General features: G+C 45.3%; 12 protein-coding genes and 2 tRNA genes. 5 read left to right on the top strand and 9 right to left on the bottom strand.

Annotated elements, in window-relative coordinates; translation table 11 throughout:
• Position 1 precedes the first annotated feature (1 nt).
• Both ilvA and ACVBIK_RS11955 read left to right on the top strand, forming a co-directional pair.
• Positions 2–1,552, top strand: coding sequence for a threonine ammonia-lyase, biosynthetic (gene ilvA, locus ACVBIK_RS11960; RefSeq protein WP_447162136.1), 1,551 nt, complete (start codon positions 2–4; stop codon positions 1,550–1,552).
• 307 nt (positions 1,553–1,859) lie between these two features.
• On the top strand, positions 1,860–2,996 hold the full coding sequence (locus ACVBIK_RS11955) for a pyridoxal-phosphate-dependent aminotransferase family protein (RefSeq protein WP_447164572.1): 1,137 nt from the start codon (positions 1,860–1,862) through the stop codon (positions 2,994–2,996).
• A gap of 111 nt (positions 2,997–3,107) precedes the next feature.
• On the opposite strand, the gene ACVBIK_RS11950 is transcribed toward ACVBIK_RS11955, so the two are convergent.
• The 8 genes from ACVBIK_RS11950 to ACVBIK_RS11915 form a co-directional block, all read right to left on the bottom strand.
• Positions 3,108–5,105 (bottom strand): TonB-dependent copper receptor, encoded by a 1,998-nt coding sequence (locus tag ACVBIK_RS11950; protein ID WP_447169766.1) that lies wholly within the window; start codon positions 5,103–5,105, stop codon positions 3,108–3,110.
• 225 nt (positions 5,106–5,330) lie between these two features.
• On the bottom strand, positions 5,331–6,686 hold the full coding sequence (locus tag ACVBIK_RS11945; protein ID WP_447162134.1) for a sodium-dependent transporter: 1,356 nt from the start codon (positions 6,684–6,686) through the stop codon (positions 5,331–5,333).
• Positions 6,687–7,013: 327 nt separating this feature from the next.
• Positions 7,014–7,490 carry an Lrp/AsnC family transcriptional regulator gene (locus ACVBIK_RS11940; RefSeq protein WP_447162133.1) on the bottom strand — a complete coding sequence of 159 codons (477 nt, stop codon included), beginning with the start codon at positions 7,488–7,490 and terminating at the stop codon, positions 7,014–7,016.
• A 173-nt stretch (positions 7,491–7,663) separates the two neighbouring features.
• Positions 7,664–8,449 (bottom strand): phosphatase PAP2 family protein, encoded by a 786-nt coding sequence (locus ACVBIK_RS11935; protein ID WP_447164571.1) that lies wholly within the window; start codon positions 8,447–8,449, stop codon positions 7,664–7,666.
• Positions 8,450–8,999: 550 nt separating this feature from the next.
• Positions 9,000–9,254 carry a ubiquinone biosynthesis accessory factor UbiK gene (ubiK, locus tag ACVBIK_RS11930; RefSeq protein ID WP_447162131.1) on the bottom strand — a complete coding sequence of 85 codons (255 nt, stop codon included), beginning with the start codon at positions 9,252–9,254 and terminating at the stop codon, positions 9,000–9,002.
• 161 nt (positions 9,255–9,415) lie between these two features.
• Positions 9,416–12,514, bottom strand: a complete 3,099-nt coding sequence (locus tag ACVBIK_RS11925) for a multidrug efflux RND transporter permease subunit (RefSeq protein ID WP_447164570.1) — start codon at positions 12,512–12,514, stop codon at positions 9,416–9,418.
• A gap of 15 nt (positions 12,515–12,529) precedes the next feature.
• A complete protein-coding gene (locus tag ACVBIK_RS11920) occupies positions 12,530–13,648 on the bottom strand; it encodes an efflux RND transporter periplasmic adaptor subunit (RefSeq protein WP_447162129.1) in 1,119 nt (372 codons plus the stop codon).
• Positions 13,649–13,662: 14 nt separating this feature from the next.
• On the bottom strand, positions 13,663–14,247 hold the full coding sequence (locus ACVBIK_RS11915) for a TetR/AcrR family transcriptional regulator (protein WP_447169765.1): 585 nt from the start codon (positions 14,245–14,247) through the stop codon (positions 13,663–13,665).
• 240 nt (positions 14,248–14,487) lie between these two features.
• Between ACVBIK_RS11915 and rep the strand changes: the two genes are divergently transcribed.
• On the top strand, positions 14,488–16,503 hold the full coding sequence (rep, locus tag ACVBIK_RS11910; RefSeq protein WP_447162127.1) for a DNA helicase Rep: 2,016 nt from the start codon (positions 14,488–14,490) through the stop codon (positions 16,501–16,503).
• A gap of 69 nt (positions 16,504–16,572) precedes the next feature.
• Here the strand turns inward: rep and ACVBIK_RS11905 are convergent, their stop codons facing one another.
• Entirely contained in the window at positions 16,573–19,206 is a 2,634-nt protein-coding gene (locus ACVBIK_RS11905) for a sensor domain-containing phosphodiesterase (protein ID WP_447169764.1), read from the bottom strand.
• 227 nt (positions 19,207–19,433) lie between these two features.
• Here ACVBIK_RS11905 and ACVBIK_RS11900 point away from each other — a divergent pair.
• Positions 19,434–19,510, top strand: a tRNA-Arg gene (locus ACVBIK_RS11900).
• 39 nt (positions 19,511–19,549) lie between these two features.
• Positions 19,550–19,622, top strand: a tRNA-His gene (locus tag ACVBIK_RS11895).
• The last annotated feature ends 1 nt before the right edge of the window (position 19,623 follow it).

The following is a 19,623-nucleotide window of genomic DNA, read 5'->3' as shown; positions in this document are numbered from 1 at the left end:
TATGTTGGCTCTAGCATCACAATCGCAACTGGATTTAGCCCATTATTATTTGCAGAAAATTTTACTGTCGTCGGTTTACGACGTGGCTAAAGTCACCCCGCTGTCGAGCCTTAATAAGTTGTCGGCGCGTTTGGGCTGTCAGGTCTTTTTAAAGCGTGAAGATCTGCAACCTGTGCACTCGTTTAAGCTGCGTGGTGCTTACAATAAAATTGCTGAGTTAACTGCCCAGGAGTGTGAGTGCGGCGTGGTTTGCGCCTCTGCCGGTAATCATGCTCAAGGCGTGGCGATGTCGGCGTCGGCGCGTGGTATTAGTGCGGTTATCGTGATGCCTGAAACGACCCCCGATATTAAGGTGGATGCGGTAAGGCGTTTAGGCGGTGAGGTGGTACTTCATGGGCAAGCGTTCGATCAAGCCAACGCTTATGCACAGAGCCTTGCTAAGAATGAAGGCCGAGTGTATGTCGCGCCTTTTGATGATGAAGCTGTGATTGCTGGCCAAGGCACGGTAGCGCAAGAGATGGTGCAACAGCAGCGCGATCTCGAAGTGGTATTTGTGCCAGTTGGTGGCGGTGGCCTGATTGCCGGTGTTGCTGCTTATTACAAAGCGGTGATGCCCCAGGTAAAGATTATTGGTGTTGAACCTGAAGATTCAGCGTGTTTAAAAGCGGCGCTTGAGGCTGATGAGCGGGTGATCTTACCGCAAGTAGGTCTATTTGCAGATGGCGTTGCGGTTAAACAAATCGGCGCTGAGCCCTTTAGGTTAGCCCGTGAGTATGTCGATGATGTGATCACCGTGACCTCTGATGAAATCTGCGCGGCGGTGAAAGATATTTTCGAAGACACCCGTGCGATTGCTGAACCTTCCGGCGCGTTATCGCTAGCGGGGCTGAAAAAATACATTGGCACTAAGGGTAAAGGCGAGAAAGTGGGCGCTATTTTAAGTGGCGCTAATGTGAATTTTCACAGCTTACGTTATGTGTCAGAGCGCTGTGAATTAGGCGAGCAAAAAGAGGCAATTTTAGCGGTTAAAGTGCCAGAGCGTCCGGGAGTGTTCCTGCGTTTTTGTGAGTTGCTGGATAAGCGCGCCATGACCGAGTTTAACTACCGCTTTAGCAGTCGTGACAAGGCGGTGGTGTTTGCTGGCATTCGGTTGACAGAAGGGCAAGTTGAGCTAGATGAGATTATCGCGAATCTCGAGTCTGAAGGCTTTGAAGTGCAAGACCTGTCGCAAGACGAAACCGCTAAACTGCATGTGCGCTATATGGTCGGTGGGCATCCGCCGGAGCCATTAGAGGAGCGTTTATTTAGTTTTGAATTTCCAGAGCACCCAGGTGCGCTGTTTAAATTTTTAACGACTTTGCAGAGTAAGTGGAATATCAGTTTGTTCCATTATCGTAATCACGGCGCGGCGTACGGTCGAGTCTTAGCGGGTTTTGAAGTGCCACAAAGTGATGCTTTGGCTTTTCAGCAGTTTTTAACTGAGTTAGGTTTCGTCTATCAAGAGGAAACCCATAGCCCAGCCTACCGCTTATTTTTAGATAATCGTAATTAGCGGGTTAGGTAACAAAAAGGCAGCCTCATTGACTATGATGCTGCCTTTTTTATGGGCGGGTATACCTTGGGAAATAGGAAATAATTTTTATCGGTTAGTAAGTTGATAATATTGGAACATATTCTGTAGTATGGTTGCTTAACTCGCTTTTTGTTCGAGTCGTTTTTTACGCTGATTAAGATAGAACAATAATAATATTCCACTAAAGACTGACTAACACCTAGGCTTGGCGATATGTATCGTTATAGCAGCATGGCAGCGGTCACACCTTAACCTTATCAAAACGAGAAGTTTTAGAGGAAATATCATGTTACCCGCACCTTTTATCGAGCCATTTAATCCGCCACGTCGCACTTTGATGGGGCCAGGGCCTTCAGATGTATACCCTGAGGTGCTCGCTGCTCAATCTAAGCCGACCATTGGTCACTTAGACCCGCTATTTGTCGAGATGATGGATGAACTTAAAGCACTTATCCAGTATGCCTTTCAGACTAAAAATGAGATGACGCTTGCTGTCTCTGCGCCTGGTAGTGCCGGTATGGAAACGTGCTTTGTTAATCTGGTTGAGCCCGGTGAAAAAGTAATTGTTTGCCGTAATGGCGTTTTTGGCGAGCGTATGCGTCAGAACGTTGAGCGTGTCGGCGGCGTTGCGGTTGTTGTTGATAATGAGTGGGGTAAGGCGGTAGATACCGACTTAGTTGCCAGTGCATTAGCGGCAAATCCAGATGCAAAATTCTTAGCTTTTGTGCATGCAGAGACCTCAACCGGTGCACTGTCAGATGCTAAAGCCTTATGTGCGCTGGCAAAACAGCATGATTGTCTATCGATAGTCGACGCGGTGACCTCGTTAGGTGGAGTTGAGCTACTTGTAGATGAGTGGGGCATAGATGCTATTTATTCTGGTAGCCAGAAGTGCTTATCTTGTGTGCCGGGCTTGTCGCCAGTGTCGTTTTCGCCTGCAGCTGTTGCCAAGTTAAAGGCACGTAAGACACCAGTACAAAGCTGGTTCTTAGATCAAACCTTAGTGATGGGTTACTGGGATGCATCGAGTGATGGTAAGCGAAGCTACCACCATACAGCGCCAGTGAATGCGCTTTATGCACTACATGAGTCACTACGCTTATTGTCAGTTGAAGGGCTCGAACTTGCTTGGCAGCGTCATGCCGATATGCATCAAGTGCTGCGTCACGGCTTGCAGCGTTTAGGGCTTAAATTTGTGGTGGCAGAAGCTGAGCGCTTACCTCAACTGAATGCTGTTTATATTCCAGATGGCATTGATGACGCTAAGGTTAGAAAGCAGTTATTAGAAAACTACAACCTTGAGATTGGTGCTGGTCTTGGTGCGCTTGCGGGTAAAGCCTGGCGTATCGGCTTGATGGGTTATGGTGCGCGCCGCGAAAACGTCGCTCTTTGCCTTAAAGCATTAGAAGAAGTATTGGCTTAGTTTGTAGACTAACAACAAGCGAAAAGAAGGCCGCTCTAATGAGCGGCCTTCTGTTCGCTTAAACCTGCTAGGTACTTTTGTTTAGCTTCAATCTGATCGCTATTAGCTGTACTAGAAGGTGTAATCGGCTTTTATCCAGGCGGTGCGGCCAGGCTCATTGACCTGAAACATCGGCGAGCTTCCTGGAATATCGTTGCCAGCACCTGAGCGGCTAATATGCTCGGCGTAGGTGATATCAAATAGATTCTCTACGCCGAAGCTCACTAATAATGCTTCGTTGTGCTGCCAGCTAGCGTTAAAGGCGAGCGTGCCGAATCCGCTGCTTTTAGCTAAATCCTGACCCGAGATGTTACCTTCGCCAATGGCAACTCTATCTTGGGCTGCGACTAAGCGCCAAAGCAGACCTGCTGTCCACTGGTCGTATTGGTAATCAAGAGTGATACGGCCTTCAAGTGGAGGAATTTGCCCAAGTGGTGTGCCGGCAGTGTCGTTGTCTCCATGGCTGTAGCTGACACTTGTTTGAGTTGAGAAATGCTCAGTTAGCGGAATTGTTGCTGCAATCTCACCGCCATAAACGGTAGCGTCGATGTTGTAAGCTGAAGTGGGCTTAGTGTTGGCATCGATTAAGATGTAGTCGCGGATCTCTCCGTAAAATAGCGATGTTGAAATAGCGATATCGGCTTCGTAAATCCAACCAATATCCAGCTGGGTAGTTTTTTCTGGTGCGAGATCAAATGCTTTTTGGCTTAGATTATTAATATCCGACTTCATGATCTCCCAATAATCAGGCATGCGCTGGGCATGACCAACACCTGCGTAGTATTGGCTGTTTCCTGAAGCGAGCTCATAGCGGCCATAGCCACTGAACAGATCGTCGCTACGCTCACCTGTTTGTCCGACCATCAATTCAGTTTTCCAATGGTCATAGCGTACACCAGCAAATAGCTCACCTGCGCCCATCTTGTAAGCCGACTCTAGGAAAAGCCCCGTAGCCTGATAGCGCATATTGTCTTTAAATGGCTTGTTGAGTAGATCGTCTAAGCCATTATTTCCAGGAACAGCAGGAACTGCCGGATTAATACTGCGACCTTTGTGAAGGCTATCCATGTAGTCAGTACCGGCAGTTAAGGACCAGTCTGTGGCTAAGGTGAATTCAGCCCAAAAATGTCCGCCTTTAGTGCCACGCCTAACGTTGGTACCTGAATTTATGCCTTGATCGAATTCATCCATTACATGGTCATTTTCATTAGCGTAGGCTTGGAATTCGATGGCATCTATCCATTGACTATCAAACTCATGCTGCAGCAAAAGCGTGAGATTTTCATTACTGATCTCACGGGCCTTATTAGCGCGGTCGGCATATTCGGCCTCACCTGATGAACTGCCATAAGCGAGCTCTAGAACGGTCTCTTCGGTCGGCGTCCAGCCAACGGCTAAGTTATAGTTTGAGCGGTCATAACTGGATTGCACCTTATTGCCGTCACCGTCTTTATAATGGTCGCTCGATGACTGGTTAACATCCATATCAAAGTAGTGTTGCTCATCACCGGCTTTTAACTCCACGAGATAGTCTGATCGGCCAAAACTTCCTGCCGTCATGCTGGCGCGGCCATTTAAACCCGGCTCATCAAAACTGTGACGGTCTTTTTCAAATAGCACTGTACCCGCGCTGCCAACTGGACCATATTTAACCGTCTGCGGGCCCTTAATCACAGTAATATTGTCGTAGGCTTCTGGGTAAATATAGGCGGTTGGTGGGTCCATTCGTCCACCGCAGGTGCCATAAACATGTTGGCCATCATCTACAATACTTAAGCGTGAGCCACCGAGTCCTCGCAGACTTGGATCTCCGCCAGCTCCCCCTTTGCGGCCAATACTAAAACCTGGAATGGTCTTTAAAAAACCCGCGCCATCATAAGCGGGTAGCGGTAGGCGTGGCTTTTTGGGGTCGGTATAAGTCTTAGTGGGATCTTTCATCAGCTCACCAGTGACAATAATGCGCTCAACGGGCTCTGACTCGGTACTTTTTGCGGTGCTTTCGGCGAAAGCGGGACTTGAAATCAACCCTAAAGTGACGACTGGGATCGCCAATATGTTTTTCTTGTTCATCATAGTTTGCTTATCGTTATTTATTTTTTGCCTGTTTTACAGGGCTTTATAAAGACGGCAAACCAATTTGTACCAAGGTGCGACAAAGGGTCACAGGTGGGTGTGACTCACCTCACTATTTCAGGGCGGGGCGTACAAAAAAGGGGCGATTAACTCGCCCCTTGATATCAGTGATTATTACTGTTGAACTTAAGTTATCACTTGTATTTAAGCTTTCAATTGAGCTTAGCTAATCAGCTGCACAATGATCAGGATAATAAGCAACGGACAGATGTACTTAACATACCAAGGCCATACCTTCCAAAACAGGCTATTAGGATTGACGCCCTCTTGCTGGGCAATAGCGTTAATCAGTTGATTTCGATTCCATACCCAACCTAAGTAGATGGCGATACCAAGAGCAATTAATGGCTGAGCCCGTTCTGTGGTGAGGGTGATCATAAAGCTAAATAGTGTCTCAAAATTAAATACAACAACCAGAGATAACAGCGCAATGACACTCCCCACTATCAAGGTGGCTTTATCACGGCTTAAGTTGGTTTTTTCAACTAAGTAGCTGGTGGGCACCTCGACAATTGAGATGGCAGAGGTGAGTCCTGCAATCGTCATTAAAATAAAGAAGATAATGGCTAGCAGGTACTGGCTTAGGCCACCTATTGTGTCGAACAGGGCTGGCAGAACGGTAAACACTAAGGTGTCAGAGTTTAATAGGCTACCGTCTTTTGCAAAAATTTGTACGCCGTTATGCTGCGCCACGTACATCGCTGGGATCACCATTAGCGCCGCTAGAAAGGCCACAGAGGTATCGGTGAGTGTCACGTAGGCGGTTAGCTTTGCAAGATCTTCTTTTTGGCTTAAGTAAGCGCCATAAACCATCATAGCCGCTGTGCCTATGGTTAAAGAGAAGAAGGTTTGTCCTAGGGCACCAATCAATACATCGGCTTCGAACACGCGGGAGAAGTCGGGGATTAATAACACCTCTAAACCTTGCATCGCACCTGGCTGCATTAAGATATAAATCACCCCAGCGACTAAGATAAGCAATAGCATCGGCATGAGACGTTTTGACCAGCGTTCAATGCCTTTTTGTACACCTTGGCGGATCACTAAAATGACCATGGCAATAAAGATAAGCGTGAACACTATGTTGCGCGATAATGAAAAGTCCATCAACCATGCGGCGGCTTGAGTTTGGCCTGTTAATTCGGCAACGGGGGCGATAGCAAAGCTGACAAACCAGCCCGATAAAATGCTGTAGAAAGTGCAAATTAGAGTGGCGGTCATGATAGAGATAAAGCCGATTGCCTTACCTATTTTCTTACTCAGAGGGCGATTAGCTAAATTGGCCATGGCATCGGCGGGATTGGTTTGCCCATGTCGACCTATCATCAGTTCTGCCATTAGCATGGGGTAACCGAGTACTAAGATCAGAAATAGGTAAACAAGCAAGAAAGCTCCGCCGCCATGTGTTGCAGCTTGAGTGGGAAACCCCCAGATATTACCCACACCGACAGCAGATCCTGCCGCGGCCATGATAAAGCCAATCTTCGAGCTAAAATGCCCTTGTTTTACTGTACTCATTGGAGCTCTCTTTCTGATAGAAGAGCGCGCATACTAGTGCTTTAAAATGACACGTCAACGCTTTGAATTCTCGTTTTATTATAGTTTGTTGGTAGTTTATTTCTTATTGTTGAACTATTTTGACGTAATTTATTTATTTTTTGCTTTTTATTGATATCTGGTTGCGTGACGTCTGATTTATCTATCTCTGTGCGCAATAAAATCATGCTGCGATTAATTAGGAAAATGGGACTGAATGCACAGATTATAGTCGTAATGGCGAGGGCTTGGCGGCAGATGTTGCCGCCGATAACTAACGATAACTAGCGAGGTTAAACAAAAAGAGAGCTAAATAGGCAGTGGAATGCTGGTTTGGTTTTTCACTTGTTTCAACACGAAGCTTGAGCGTACACCAGCGATATGATCGTTGGAGGTCAGCTTATCGAGCAGGAAGACTTTAAATTGTTTCATATCGCTAACCAGCACTTTGATTTGATAGTCGGCATCGCTACCCGTGAGTAGACAGCACTCTTGTACTTCATCATAGCTACTTATTTTCTCTTCAAAGGCATCGAGAATATCGGTGGAGTGTTTTTCTAAGCGAATTTGAATATAGGCCGTAAGTGCGAGATCGAAGTGCTCGGCACTGAGCAAGGTGGCGTAACCTGCAATGTAGCCAGCCTCTTCTAGGGATCTTACCCTTCTTGAGCAAGGAGAAGGCGACAAGCCGACTTTTTCGGCCAGCTCCTGATTAGACAATTTGCCATGTTGCTGCATCAGTTTGAGAATGTTCAGGTCAATCTTGTCTAATTGCAGTTCAGCCATGGTTGGGTCTCATCAAAGTTTGGGTTAATCGTTTTGAGTTAATAGTTTGGGTTTATTCAAAGTATTATTTTGTTTGCTGGCAGAATACCGCAATTGAGATCAAGCGCAAGCGGGCAGGTTAATAAACCCTACAGCTCGGTAGGGTTTAACTCTGTCGATACTGATAGGTTTTGTTAAGCTGTTTTTAGGCGAGATCCAAGTCGATTATTTATTTTTGGCCATAGCGCTTGAGTTAAATAGATACTGCTAAAGGCGATGCTGCCACCTATGGCAGTTGAAGCGAGAACATCTTGGGGCCAGTGCATTCCCAGTAGCATACGGCTAAGTCCCATCGCAATCGCCCAGCCAAATAATATCAACGGCAGTAAGGTTTGCCCTGCTACGAGTAGATAGAAGCTCACCGTTAATGCCAGTGTGACGGCAAAGAGTGTATGTCCAGAAGGGAAGGCATAGCCGACTTCATGTTGCCAATGGCGTTTGATTGAAGGGCTTAAGCTTAGATCTGGGCGGGCGACTTCTAACTGATGAATGGCAGTGCCAATTCGCTGTCTTTTATCGGCTTTAGATTGTTGATAAAAATCTTGGGTATTAAGCAGGTATTCTTGTTCTAGTAAGACGGCGTTGGGCCGAGCCTCGGCGAAGTAGGGCTTAAGAAAGTGGTTGAGGCTAAGCGTTGCAGCCATGCTAATGGACACCGCTAGCACCAGTTGCATAAATTGCTGATGGTTTAAGCTGCGATAGCAGGCAAGCAGAATAAGTATCCCAGTAATAATGCCATAGGGCGCAGTACCTGTACTGGTTAGCCAATATAGCGCTTGAGCCAAATTTGAGTTTAAGGCGATAGTCGGAAATAAGCTCGCCGCACTAAAGTAGATGGTAGCGGGAATGGCCAGTAACACAGCCCAAGCAGCCAAGAGCGCTTTGTTAGTGTGATGAGGCGGAAAAGAGGATTTGTTCAAAGCAGGGCCTCAAAACAGTATGTGAATGACTACCCGTCGATAATTAACGAGTAGATGATTAACAAGCAGATGGTTTGGGCAAGGTTACCTGCCAGTGCGCAGCTATACTAGAGCACTTGCATGAAGTGTAAATTAATCCTAATTCATATTAGCGATTCTTCAGTGAAAGTGAGCAGTGCTGACTTTCGAATGAAGGCTGATTGCATTCATTTTTTGGATTGGTGCTAGCTTTTGACAAAGCACTGCACTCACTACGGAAGGCTGTGCTTTGACGAAGAACACAGAGGAAAAGATGTAGAACTGGCTGTGGCTCTTCTCCGTGATCTCCGTGGTGAATAGCTTTTGTTTAATTGTGAGTTACCATACTAGCAGTACCTAAATACGCCCTAGTTGTGATTGTTTTACGGTTATGAAACGGTGAGTACTCGCAGCGATATCTCTGATTACATGAGGAGTATTAATAAAAAGAGCATCTGAAGAGATGCCCTTTTTTATTATTGCTGATTTCGCCATTCGCTGTAAACGTGGCGTTAAATCAGTTTAGTTGTGGTTAGTCAGCTGAATTGAGTTTGGCTTCAAGTGCGTCAACTTGAGCTTGAAGTGCTTCAAGCTTTTCACGAGTTCTAATCAAAACGTGTTGCTGAACTTCAAATTCTTCACGTGATACTACGTCTAATTTTTGAAGTTGATTTTGCAAAACTTGCTTACTGCGTTCTTCAAATTCGCCAGCAAACTGCTTTAATCCACTAGGAAGATTCTCGCTCAATTGCTTTGCGACTTCTTCAATTTTCTTTGGGTTAATCATTGTCTGTATCCGCTCAAGTGCTTAATGCTTTATGGCAGTGATTGTACCTGAGGCAATTGATATTGCCAAAATATTCGCCGCTTTTGCTGAGGCGGCTAATTAGCATAAAAAAGCCTGCAATTAATACAGGCTCTTTAAGATTAATATCTAGCGCTTAGATGTTAAGCATGTGCTTTAGTCTGGTCAGTATTATTCAACTCTTCATCAAATACCGGTAGAGGTTGATGCCTCTCTGCGATATAGGTGTAAATAACCGGCAGTACAAACAGGGTAAATACAGTGCCAATAGCTAACCCTGACACAATCACTAGACCGATATTAAAGCGAGCTGCAGCGCCTGCACCCGATGCAAATAGGAGCGGAATTAGACCCGCTATCATCGCGGCAGTCGTCATTAGGATGGGACGAAGACGAATAGTTGCCGCATGCTTAATGGCATCGAGTTTATTCAAGCCATTATGTAGCTGTTCCTCTTTTGCAACCTCACACATCAAAATACCGTGCTTAGTGATAAGACCGACTAAGGTGATAAGACCCACCTGAGTGTAGATGTTCATCGACGATAAGCCGAAAACATGGGTCCAACCTAAAGCGACCAAGGCACCACTAATGGCGAGCGGTACAGAGACTAAGATCACCAGTGGATCCCTAAGGCTCTCAAATTGACTCGCTAGTACTAAGAAGATAATGGCCAATGCCAAACCGAAGGTGGCATAAAGTGCTGTGCCTTCGGTGACATATTGACGCGCTTCACCGAGGAAGTCATAGCTATACCCCTTAGGAAGATCGTTATCACCGATATTCTGTAAGAAAGCGATAGCATCACCAATTGCAACGCCAGGTGCTGCTACGCCCCCGATAGTAACCGCATTCATCTGGTTAAAGTGTGGCAGTGAACGTGGCTCTGACACGATTTCTATATCGACTAAGCTAGATAGCGGAATAGAGCGACCATCGGCTGCGGTTAAGTAATAACCGGCCAGCGCTTCAGGGTTGGCACGTAGTTTACGTTCAACTTGCGGGATCACCTCATACGAGCGACCGTCTAAGTTGATACGGTTAACGTAGCCATCACTCATCATGGTGGTTAATGTTAGGCCAATATCTTTCATGGTAATACCGTAAGCACCAGCCACATCGCGTTTGATGTGGATTTTCATCGAGCCAGAATCAAATTTAAGGTTGATTACTGAATAGACGAAAAGTGGACTTTTTTGCACCTGTTCAAGCACGCCAGAACCAATCTGGAATAAGTTCTCAAATGACGAGGAACTGGTGATCACAAATTGAATCGGCAGTCCGCTGGATGCACCAGGAAGCTCAGGCATCTGGAAGGTAGTTACCGCCATGCCGGGAACATTCTTCACCTCTTTGCCGAAGAGTTCCTGCATCTGCTTCTGGCTTTTATCTCGCTCACTCCAAGGCACAAGAGGTGCAATACCAAAGGCTTGGTTGGCACTTGGTACACCGACGAATGCAAGCGATGCCGCAGATTCTGGCTGCGCACTAATCATGTCGGTGACGATTTTCATATTTGCTTGGATATAATCAAGATTGGCACTCGATGGTGCGGTGCCCATCATCATCACCACACTTTTATCTTCACTGGGAGCCAGTTCTGATGGAATAAAGCTAAACATGACAGGTAGTGAAGCAAATACGATAACAGCAAAGGCGATGACGACCGGGCGCTTATTAAGTACAGCGGTAAGCATACGATTGTAGCGGCTGGTTAAGCCTTCTAAAAAGTGCTCAACGCTACTCTCAAAACGGTTAGGTGTTGAGTGAGGCTTAAGAATTTTAGAGCACATCATCGGTGACAGCGTCAGCGCGACGATCCCCGAGATAAATACCGCGCCAGCTAGTGTTAACGCAAATTCTTTAAACAGCGAGCCTGTCACTCCGCCCATTAAGGCAATAGGCGCATAAACTGCGGCTAGGGTAATGGTCATTGAGATAACGGGAACTGCAATCTCCCTAGTACCAATAATTGCAGCTCTAAAAGGCGGTTCGCCAAGCTTGATATGACGGTCGACGTTTTCAACCACCACAATAGCGTCATCGACCACCAAACCGATGGCGAGCACCATCGCGAGTAGTGTCATTAAGTTAAGGGTAAAGCCAAACATCTGCATGATGATGGCGACACCGATTAAAGACAGTGGAATGGTTACAATTGGAATAATAACCGCTCTGAATGAACCCAAAAACAGCGTGATAACCACGATAACAATAAGTGCAGCTTCAGCAATGGTTTTAATCACCTCGTTAATCGATTCATCAATAGCCAGTGATGAATCATAAAGAATACGTGCCTTAATCGAAATAGGTAGGCTGCGTTCGATTTGAGGCATCATTGCTCGTGCATCGGCAGCCACGATTAATGGGTTGGCTGTTGGGGTAACGTCAAGGCCGACTACAACGGCTTCTTGACCATCGGCTAATGCGCGGTACACATCGTGACTCTTTTCTAGATTAATATCCGCGATATCACCTAGGCGGATCACCATGCCGTTATTGCTACCAATAACCAGCTTTTTTAACTCATCAACGGTAGCAACCTGAGTGTCAGCGGTGCCGTTGAGTAAGGTGAAGGTATTATTGGTTTGGCCAACAGCAGACTGGTAATTATTTGCCTGCAAGACGTTCATGACATCAGTTGATGATAGGTTAAAACCTCCCATCCGCGCTGGATCTAACCATATACGCATAGCGTATTTTATGCCGCCATATAGGTTAACTTTAGCCACCCCATCGATAGTGAATAACTCAGGTTTAACGACACGCTCTAGGTAGTCGGTTATCTGGCTTGAGTTAATCTGCTCACTATAAAAAGAGATGTAAAGCGCTGAGGTTTGCGCACCAGTAGACATCTCTACTGTTGGGTCTTCGGCTTCTTTTGGCAGCTGAGAACGTACCGAATTTACCTTAGCCAGAATATCCGCCAAAGCCCCATTGGGGTCGGTATTGAGCTTCATGTAGACAGAAATTTTTGAGCTTCCTAAAAAACTGTCTGATGTCATGAAATCAACGTTGTCAGCCTGAGCTAATGCTTGTTCTAACGGTTGAGTAATAAAACCTTGGATCAAATTAGAGTCGGCACCATAGTAGCTGGTGGTTACCGTCACAACGGTATTGGTCATTTCTGGATATTCACGTATCTGCATGCTTTTAAGGGCATAGGATCCCAGCAGTAATATCAGAAAACTAATTGAGGCCGCCAATACTGGCCTACGTATAAATATATCTGTAAAGCGCATCGCTAGATCCTCCGCTTACAGCATTGGCAATGTGGCTGGAGGGGTGAGTGCATCATCCTCAGTCACTTTGACTTTACTATTGTTACTTAAGCGGACTTGACCAGAGGTAACAATAACGTCGCCAGGTTTTATTGTTCCACTGACTAATGCATTGACATCGTTACGCTCAAGCACTTTGACGTTGACTTGCTTAACGCGTTTTACTTGTTCGCCATTTTCAGTGATCTCTTCAATCACGTAAACTGAATCACCGTAAAGGGTGAAGCTAATTGCCGTTTGCGGCAGTACTACTTGCTGAGTAAGTTCTGGCAGCTGTATGTCGACTTTTGCGAACATACCACTACGTAGTTTGCGGTCAGAGTTAGGGATTTGAGCTTGTACCTGAACTAAGCCACTTTGATAGAAGACTGCGGGCTCAATGGCTGTGATAATGCCTTCAAATGTCTCGGTAGGGTATGCATCCACATAGACGTGTACTTTTTGGCCGGTCTCAATGCGAGATAGCTGGGTTTGTGGAATGGTGAAGCGCAGCTTCATGGTGCTGATATCTTCAAGGCGGACGATATCGGTATCCGTTTGTAGATATTCACCTAGATTGACGTTGCGAATACCGACTAAGCCCGTAAAAGGAGCTTGGATCTCTCGTCGATCTATTGTGGCACTTAAGCTTTCAATGTCGGCCATTAAGGCTAAGTACTTAGACTGGCTATTATCAAGATCTTGTTTAGAGACTGAGTTCTGTTTGTAGAGTTTACTCAGGCGCTTAAAGTCAGCTTCTGCTGCTGGTAGTTGAACCTGTTTGCTCTTAAGATTAGCTTTTTCTACCTTAGAATCTAGCTCGATAAGCATTTGGCCGACTTCAACTTTACTACCATTTTCAAAGCGGATAGCAGACACCACACCAGAGACTTGGTTAGCAATGGTCACACCTTGATTAGGCTCGACAAATCCAATGGCGTTGATTGTTGGTTGCCATTTACTTTGTTTGACATCCACTGCGGTAACTGGGGCCACCGCTTCAGGCATATTAGCGATGGCATTGGCGATTTTTCCTTTTATAAAAAGATTAAAACCAATGACTGAACCGAAGGCCAGTACTGCGATGATAATCATCACTAGGCTCCATTTTTTCATGTCCTGAAACTCCTTTAGATTGTCGCTGTAGTTGTATTTGGGATGAGTATGGCTCGCCAGCATAAATCGCAAGCGAAAGTAATATCTTGAGGTTGGTAATCAATAAGGCCGCGTCTGCAAGTTCGTGCCATGGTCATCGCGGGTTCCATCGCGAGTGCGTAAAGCATGCGTGGGTGTAATGGTTGGATTAGCCCTTGGGCTTTTCCCTGTTCAAATAGTTGCTGCAGTGGTGCGAAAAGCTGCATCTCTAACTGGCGGATCTCTTGGGTATTGATCATCGGAAGATTGGCATATTGCTCGTAGCTTAAATTGGCTGGAGAGGGCTGTTTTCCGTAGTTGTACATTTTCATCCAGATCCGTTTGAATCTTTGCTCAATCGTACCTATGTGATGGTCTTCCAATATGGCGCTAGCAACTTGTGATAGCACATCTTTTCTGAGTTCAAGGATAAGCTGGTCTTTATCTTTGAAGTAGCGATAGATAGTGCCTGCTGCTACGCCAGCTTCGGTGGCTACCAATTGCATGGATAAGCCTTGAATACCACCTGCTGCAATAATTTTTTCTGCTGCGCGAAGAATGAGATCGTATTTATTGTGCATGGTATTGCCTAAATGAATGAACGTTCATTCATTAGTGTAATCTTCATCCAAAAACTTGGCAATAGAGCAGTGTTAAGTACTTTGTCTTTTATGTGATTAAGCTCATAAGTACATTAATGAAAAACAGAGTGACTAATAAACACAGTCGAGATATTGTCGATAACTTTTCCGATCCCTGAAGCCTTTCTGCTATTATTGCTGTTTTACAGCCTTCCTTAATATCTTGGTTATAACGCACCCATGAAGCTCAATCCCGGACAAAATGATGCCGTTCACTATGTTAGTGGCCCTTGCTTAGTTCTTGCAGGTGCTGGCAGTGGCAAAACCAGAGTAATTATTAATAAAATTGCTTACCTGGTGGAAAAGTGTGGCTACAAAGCACGCAATATTGCTGCCGTTACCTTTACTAATAAAGCGGCGCGCGAGATGAAAGAGCGTGTGTCGCAGTCTATGGGGCGCAAAGAGGCGCGTGGATTATGGATCTCGACCTTCCACACATTGGGGCTTGAGATTATCAAGCGCGAACATAAAGTCGTGGGCTTAAAGCCTGGCTTTTCACTGTTTGATGACCAAGATACCTTTGCACTGCTAAAAGAGCTGACTCAAGATGAGTTAGACGAAGATAAAGATCTGCTTAAGTTATTAGCCAGTACCATTTCTAATTGGAAAGGTGATCTTGTTATTCCTGAGCAAGCTCGAAAAATAGCTAAAGACGAGCAACAGCAACTTTTTGCCTTGTTGTATCAACGTTATGCTCAGCATATGAAGGCCTATAACGCGCTTGATTTTGATGATTTGATCTTATTACCTACTTTACTGCTTAGGCAAAATGAAGAGGTTAGAACCCGCTGGCAAACCCGTATTCAATACATGCTGGTGGACGAATACCAAGACACCAACACCAGTCAGTATGAGATGGTGAAGTTACTGGTGGGTGAGCGTGCGCGGTTTACTGTGGTAGGTGACGATGATCAATCTATCTACTCGTGGCGTGGTGCTAAGCCGCAAAACTTGGTGCTCTTGGGTAAAGACTTTCCAAGATTAAAGCTGATTAAACTAGAGCAGAATTATCGCTCTAGCCAACGAATTTTGCGCGCCGCCAACATCTTGATCGCTAATAACCCTCACGTTTACGACAAGGCTTTATTCAGTGAGTTAGCCTATGGTGAGCCCATTAGGGTATTGATAGCTGCCAATGAAGAGCAAGAAGCGGAGCGAGTCATAGCCGAAATGATCCGTCATAAGTTCGTTGGGCGAACAAGCTTTGGCGATTATGCGATTTTGTATCGTGGTAACCATCAGTCACGTTTACTTGAACGTGCACTGATGACCAACCGTATTCCGTATAAGTTAAGTGGTGGTACTTCTTTCTTTGGTCGTGCTGAAATTAAAGACATCATGGCTTACTTACGTTTAATCGTGAATCCTGATGACGATAATGCGTTTTTGCGTATTGTTAACCTCCCTAAGCGAGGGATTGGCCCAGCAACACTTGAGCGTTTAGGTAACTTTGCCAATAAGAAGCAGATCTCTATGTTTGCTGCGATCTTTGAGGCGGATTTAAACCATGAGTTACCGCCTGCAGCCATGTCAAGCTTGTATCAATTTGGCCGTTTTGTGGTTGAAACGGGTGACTGCGCCGAGCGTGGCGACCCTGTTGAGGCTGTTAAGCAGTTAATCCGTAAGATTAACTACGAAGATTACCTGTACGAGACCAGCACGAGTGCTAAAGCGGCTGAAATGCGGATGAAGAACATTTCAGAACTGTATCGTTGGGTGACAGAAATGCTCGAAGGTGATGAACTGGATGAGGGCATGACGCTACCTGAGGTGGTCACTCGTCTGACATTGCGTGACATGATGGAGCGTAATAGTGAGGATGAGGGGGGCGATCAAGTACAGTTAATGACACTGCATGCCTCTAAAGGTTTGGAGTTCCCTTATGTGTTTATGGTGGGCGCAGAAGAGCGGATTTTACCGCATCAAAGTAGTATCGATGAAGATAACGTTGAGGAAGAGAGGCGTTTAGCTTACGTGGGTATTACGCGCGCACAAAAAGAGCTGTGGTTTGTGATCTGCCGTGAGCGACGCCAGTTTGGTGAAACGATTCGCTGCGAACCGAGCCGCTTCTTGATGGAACTGCCTCAAGATGATTTGATTTGGGAAAATCGCAAACCGGCACAAACGGTAGAGCAGCGTCAGCAGTCAGGCAAAACCAACATCGCCAATATTAGGGATATGTTTAAAAACAAGTAACTGAACGATTACACTTTGGCTATTACAACTTGCTAATCAATCACTGCGCGCATGGGCACTATACTAGTGCTATGCGCACACTTTAGCTTGATTGATTGTTATAGTGTTTTTAGCCAACTCAATGACCTGACCTAATGCGACACCTTGCCCTTTGGTAAAGCCGATATCTTGTAATATTTGGCACTGCTGTAGGGTATTGACTCCAACCGCGAACACATCCAGCTCTAGCGCTTGCGCGGCATAAAAATAAGCCGTAATTAACTTAATATGCTGGCTGCTCTCTAAGTGGGCTGTATAGCTAGGGTCAAGCTTTAACGCTTTTATTGGTAGGAAGGTGAGGCTGCTAATGGCGCTATGGGCGCTACCGTAAGCTTCTATCCCCAAGTTAATATCAAGTTTAGCCAGACTCTCGAAGGCACTAATATGATTATTGGTATTTTGAACAAAGGCCTTTTCGTTAAAAAACAGGGTGATTTTTTTGCTATTGAAGCGGCACTGTTTGAGCTTGTTTTTAAGTGCCCTTAGTGCGTGTTTATGGTTTAGATGTTGGCTTGATATAGGGAGTTGCAGTTGAAACTCATCACCATAGGTTTGCTCCATCATTTCTGCACTTTGATTCACTTGTGCTAGCAGGTAATTATCGAGTTCAATGACCATATTGCAATGCTCTGCAATATTATGCAGCTGAGCCTGCTTTACCTTGCCTAAGCTTGGGTGATGCCAGAAGAGTCTTGGCTCAAACGCAATATGTTGCTTAGCATCTAACGCCATAATGGGCAGATAGCTTAATTGCAGCTGCTTATTATTGATCGCACTTTTCAGTTCGTTTTCGAGTTTAATATCTTTGATTAGCTGCTTATCTGCACCGTGATTGAATATGGCGTAGCAGTTTTTCCCCTGAGATTTTGCCTGATACATCGCGGTATCGGCATCACGCAATATCGATTCACTGGTGTCGGAACGGCTTTGTCCACTCATGGCTAAGCCGATGCTGGCACTTGAGTTGAATTGTTGATTGGCAAGCTGATATGGGCGAGAGAGTTCAGCAAGCACTCTTTCTGCGACATCTTTAGCATCTTCCTGGCCATTGATGGTATCGAGTAAGATCACAAATTCATCTCCACCTAAGCGGGCCAACATATCGTTGGTACGGATACACAGGTTCAGGCGCTTGGCGGTTTCAATTAAAAAGCGGTCGCCTTCAAGATGCCCTAATGTATCGTTTAGCAGCTTAAACCTGTCCATATCGATAAATAACACGGCAAACTTCTCTAGGCTGTGCCTACGTATATGTTTTATTGCTTGGGTTAAGCGCTCCATAAACATGGAACGATTGGGTAAACCGGTTAGGTTGTCATGTTTTGCATCATGAACGAGCTGGCGCTCAATGCGTTTTCGCTGACTAATCTCTTTTTCAAGATCGCTATTAGCACTGGCTAGCGCTTGTGTTCGCAGATTGATCTTGTCTTCGAGTTGTTCGTAGCTGAGCTTGAGTGATTCAGCCGAATGCTTCTTCTCTATTGCTGTCGCAATATGCTGGGAAACGAAGGTGAGTAGCTCTAGATCTTTCTCTTGGTAATGTTGGTTATAGTTATAGCTGTAAATTGTCAGCGCACCACTCACCTTGCCGTGGATAAATAGCGGTACACCAATCCACTGGTTGATCTCTTGGGTATCATTGAGTTCAGGTGCTTCGCTGTATAGCTCTCCGGTCTTTATAAGTGCTTTGATATCCTCTCTATCGAGTAACCTAGGCTTGTGATTCAGTAAGATATACTCAGTTAAGCCATCGCTTAATTTACGGGGCTTTGGTTCGGGGATTTCAAACTGAGAGACGAAATACGGGAACGTTAACTCATCGCATTGCTCGTTTAGCAATGAGATAAAACAGTTGTTCACTGGTAATAAGTGGCTAATGACGCGATGAATTTCGCTGTAGAATTCTTGACTGTCGATATTGGAATTAGCGAGATCAGCGATTTCAAATAGTGATTTTTGTAATCGTTCTGCACGGCGGCGCTCATACACTTCTTGTTTAAGCTTGTTATAAGCAATGCTCAACTCTTGGGTGCGAGTATCAATCGCGAGCTCTAACTGCTCTTGATTTTCTAAACGCTGAATCACACCCGAGATATGATGGCTAATGAAATTCATGAGCTCTATTTCTATTTCGCTATAGATGATATTTGGGCTGTAACTCTGTACCACCAATACACCTATGGTGCTTTCGGCACTTTTAATCGGGGTGCCAATCCATTGGTGACAATCACTACCACGAGCAGTGATCTGCTTTGATTCAATCAAATGCTGGAAGGTCTCATCATTACAGATCAATGGCTGCTGAGTCTTGAGTACATAGCCAGTTAACCCACTGTATAAGGTATCGGAGAGGTCTTCTGGGTAGCAATCATTTGGATGGTGATCTTTTTCATCGAGAAAGAATGGTACTTCGATCTTTGATGTTTTCGAATTTAGGGTTGCGATGAAAAAATTATCAGCAGGGATCAGTTTATTGATCGACTGATGTAGCGCCGAATAGAACTCTGCAGGTGTGGTTACACTCGCCGCAAAGTTGGAGAGCTCCAGTAGAGCATTTTGAGTAATTTCAGCTCGTTTGTATTTTAGCGCTAAGGCTTTTAAACGAGTAATCCTTTTATGTAACCTCAGTGTGCTTTTAGACTGAGATAAATCTTCCCTAAACATGCTTTTCCGCCAATCACTATTTTTTAAATTTGGTTAGGATTTGGACTAATGCATATTGATAACATGAAATAAGCTCATATCCAAGTCATTATTTTGACGCTTTTTGGTATAAAACCGAGCGAATGACTCAAATCTTGAGCGAACGGACATTAAATACATAAAAAAAGCAAAACAAGTGTAGACGGCAGGGCGTTTAAAACCTATTATATGCCCCGCTAACAAGGCAGGCACCCATAGCTCAGCTGGATAGAGCGCACCCCTCCGGAGGGTGAGGCCGAGGGTTCGAATCCTTCTGGGTGCACCAGAATGGAAACGGCAGTTTTGTTAGTAGGAAATATCAGTGGTGATTGTAGCTCAGTTGGTAGAGTCCCGGATTGTGATTCCGGTTGTCGTGGGTTCGAACCCCATCAGTCACCC

The sequence above is a fragment of the Shewanella sp. 125m-1 genome (assembly GCF_052977065.1).
This window is presented reverse-complemented; position numbering and strand designations above follow the sequence as displayed.